A 1,970-nucleotide genomic window follows, 5' to 3' on the forward strand; every position below is an offset into this window, starting at 1 on the left:
AACTTTTTTTCTTGACTATTAATGTTTTGTGTGTATAATTATTTAGCAACTAGACCAATGATAGATAAGGTTGCCGATACACCAAAATTAGTTGTTCGTGTATATCGGGTATTTATTCTTGAGGTCGTTCAAAAGAACAAAAGGAGGACAACATGGCAAAAGTTACAATCAAAGTTAAAGCATTTGAAGCATCACTAGTAGATGCAGCAGCACTTAAAATCGTAGAAACAGCTAAAGCAGCGGGAGCTAAAGTCTCAGGACCAGTTCCACTTCCAACAAAAAGAGAAGTATTTACAGTTTTAAAGTCAGTACACGTTAACAAGAAATCACGTGAACAATTCGAAATCAGAACTAACAAAAGACTTATTAAACTTGCAGAAGTATCTGCAGAGTTAATGGATAAACTACAAAGACTTAACTTACCTTCAGGTGTTAAAGTCGAAGTTATAAACAAATAGTTGCAGAATATATCAATGTTTCCTTAGTAAGAACTCAAACTGCTAAAACATATAAGATTAAACAAAACAAAATCATAAAAGGAGAATTATATGAAAGGAATCTTAGGACGTAAAGTAGGAATGACTCAACTTTACTCAGACCACGGAAAATTAATCCCAGTTACAGTAATTGAAGTTAAACCTAATGTTGTATCAAAAGTTCTTACTGAAGAACAAGATGGATATACAGCACTTCAACTAGGACTTGAAGATAAGAAAGCTTCTAGGCAAAACAAGCCAGAAACTGGACACTTCAAAAAAGCAAACACAACACCTAAGCGCTTCGTTAAAGAGATTAGAGGAATGGAAGGCTTCGAATTAGGAGCTACTATCGATGCCTCAATCTTTACACCAGGAGAGCTTGTAGATGTTCAAGGAACATCAAAAGGACACGGTTTCTCAGGGGCTATTAAGAGACATAATCAAGCAATTGGACCTAAATCACACGGTGGTGGTGGTGGATCTCAACCTCAAAGACAAACTGGATCACTTGGTGATATCGCAGGTAACAAAGTTGTTAAAGGTATGACAATGCCTGGACAATTTGGACATGTTACTTCAACAATTCAAAACCTTGAAGTTGTATCAGTAGATTTAGAAAACAATGTTTTATTAGTAAAAGGATCAATCCCAGGACCTAAAAAATCATTCGTTATCGTTAAACAAGCTGTAAAACAACTTCCAAATAGAGAAGCTATTAATTTAGTTAACTTAGCACCAGCTAAAGAAGAAACTAAAGAAGTTAAAGGAGATGCATAATGGCAGAAGTTCAAACAACAACAGCAGCTAAGTCTGCATCAACACTTCCAAAAGAAGTATTTGGAGTTAAAGTTAACTCACAAGCTATATTCGACACAATTATGTCTGATAGAGCATCAAGAAGACAAGGTACTCACAAAGTTAAAAACAGAGGTGAAGTAGCCGGGTCAGGAATCAAACCTTGAAAACAAAAAGGAACAGGTAGAGCTAGAGCTGGATCAAAAAGATCACCTATCTGAGTTGGTGGAGGTAGAGCATTCGGTCCTAAAACTGAAAGAAACTACTCACTAGCATTAAACAAAAAAGTTAGAAAACTTGCACTTGCATCAGCATTAACATTAAAAGCTAAAGCTAAAGCAGTTAAAGTTCAAGAAGTTAAAATGGAAGCTATCTCAACAAAAGAAATGGTTAAATTCATTGAAACTCTAAAACTAACAAAAGGACAAAGAAAAGTGTTAATTGTTACTGAATGTGAAACAGTATTCAAATCAGCATCAAACATTCCTAACGTAGATACAGTTAAAGTTAACTCTATCTCAGTTGAAAAAGTGGTAAATGCAGACGTTATTGTATTATCACAAGCACACATTGACAGATTAGTGGAGGTGATTAAATAATGAATAGAAACGAAGTTATAAAATACCCAATTCTTACAGAGAAATCATATGCATTAATGGGTCAAGGTGTTTACACATTCGCTGTAGACAGAAGAAC

3 protein-coding genes are annotated in these 1,970 nt (G+C 34.8%); all 3 read left to right on the forward strand.

Annotation, left to right across the window (positions count from 1 at the left end; all coding sequences use genetic code 4):
• The first annotated feature begins 152 nt into the window (after positions 1-152).
• The 3 genes from rpsJ to rplD all read left to right on the forward strand — a co-directional run bounded on the left by rpsJ (position 153) and on the right by rplD (position 1,873).
• Positions 153-458: a 30S ribosomal protein S10 gene (gene rpsJ / locus C4B25_RS04525; protein ID WP_131613951.1), complete on the forward strand. Its 306-nt coding sequence runs from the start codon at positions 153-155 to the stop codon at positions 456-458.
• A 90-nt stretch (positions 459-548) separates the two neighbouring features.
• Complete coding sequence (rplC, locus tag C4B25_RS04530; RefSeq protein ID WP_131613953.1) at positions 549-1,256, forward strand: 50S ribosomal protein L3; 708 nt, start codon at positions 549-551, stop codon at positions 1,254-1,256.
• Positions 1,256-1,873, forward strand: coding sequence for a 50S ribosomal protein L4 (gene rplD / locus C4B25_RS04535; RefSeq protein ID WP_131613955.1), 618 nt, complete (start codon positions 1,256-1,258; stop codon positions 1,871-1,873). Before rplC ends, rplD begins: the two co-directional genes overlap by 1 nt.
• Positions 1,874-1,970: the final 97 nt, after the last annotated feature.

The sequence above is a fragment of the Mycoplasma todarodis genome, assembly GCF_004335995.1.
In the GTDB taxonomy this organism is placed as follows: Bacteria; Bacillota_I; Bacilli_A; order Mycoplasmatales; family Metamycoplasmataceae; genus Mycoplasma_K; species Mycoplasma_K todarodis.